1 protein-coding gene is annotated in these 1,144 nt (G+C 68.7%); it reads right to left on the bottom strand.

Features of this window, described 5'->3' with window-relative positions:
* A partial coding sequence (locus tag ACSFA3_RS24915; protein WP_475544585.1) for a sensor histidine kinase occupies positions 1-1,144 on the bottom strand: 1,144 nt, incomplete at both ends.

Genomic DNA, 1,144 nt, shown 5'->3' with positions numbered 1-1,144 from the left:
ACTCGCGCGCACTCCAGCCTGTCATCAGCGGCAGGGGGCCCACATCCCAGTGCAGTTCGATGCCGGCGGCCTGCAGGCGCGGCCCCAGGCGGTAGCGCACACTGCCAAGGGCCGAGGCCACGTCGCCCTCGCAGCCGTGCATGGCGTCCACCGTGAGCTTGAGCTGGTCCACCGCGTCGCGCAGGTGCAGCGCCACATCGCCGAGAGCCGTTCCCGGCTGCTGGGTCATCTGCAGCAGCCCGACCAGTTGCCCTCCGAGACCATCGTGCAGGTCCTGCGTCAGGCGCTGGCGTTCTTCCAGCGCGCCGCGTGCTTTTTCTCCTTCCCGCTCGCGGGCGAAGGAGGCTTCCAGGGCGGCGTTGCGCTCGGCGAGCTCAGCCTCCAGCGAGGCGTTCATTGCCGCCATCGCCCGGGCGTCCTTGCGCATGCGCTCGGCGATGACCCATGCCAGCGTGATGGCGAAGCCAACCCAGGCGAAGCGGATCCACGGCACCATCGCGTAGGCCTCGGGCGAGGTGCGCATCACCCATACGTCGCGCACACCGCACAGCACGACCAACACCACCGCCAGAGCCAGCACGCGGTGTTCCAGTACGGCACTGCGCAGCGCCACACGCAACACGACGAACATCATCGCCATTGCCGCCAGGAGGCTCATCCCCCGCCACAGCGGCATCAGCCACACCAAAGGCACCATGATGCCCAGCACGGCCGCAACCGGCGCCAGCCAGGCCATCAGGCCCAGCAGGCGTGCCAGGCGGGTGTCGTCCCGTCCCACCACGGCCAGGGCGAAGCGGCACAGCAGCGGCACCGCTGCCTGGAACGCTGCCAGCGGCAGCACACCCCACAAGGGCCAGGGCAACGGTGCATGCGTGAACAGCACGCGCGCCGTCTGCAGCGACCACAGCAGTTCTCCCAGACCGTAGTAGAGGTAGATCGTTTCAAGCTGTCGCAGCCACACCAGCAGCGACAACGCTCCCAACACCCCGCTCACGATGGCGATGAAACGCCCGCCGCTGACCTGCCAGAACAGGGCGCTGTCGTACAACGGAAGAAGCTCGGCCTTGCTGCCCACCACCACCGGCGACAGCCCGCCCAGCCGTGCAGCCTGTGCCGCGATGACGACTTCGACGCGGTGCGGTGT

This window comes from Variovorax glucosi, from assembly GCF_051216695.1.
In the GTDB taxonomy this organism is placed as follows: Bacteria; Pseudomonadota; Gammaproteobacteria; order Burkholderiales; family Burkholderiaceae_C; genus Variovorax.
This window is presented reverse-complemented; position numbering and strand designations above follow the sequence as displayed.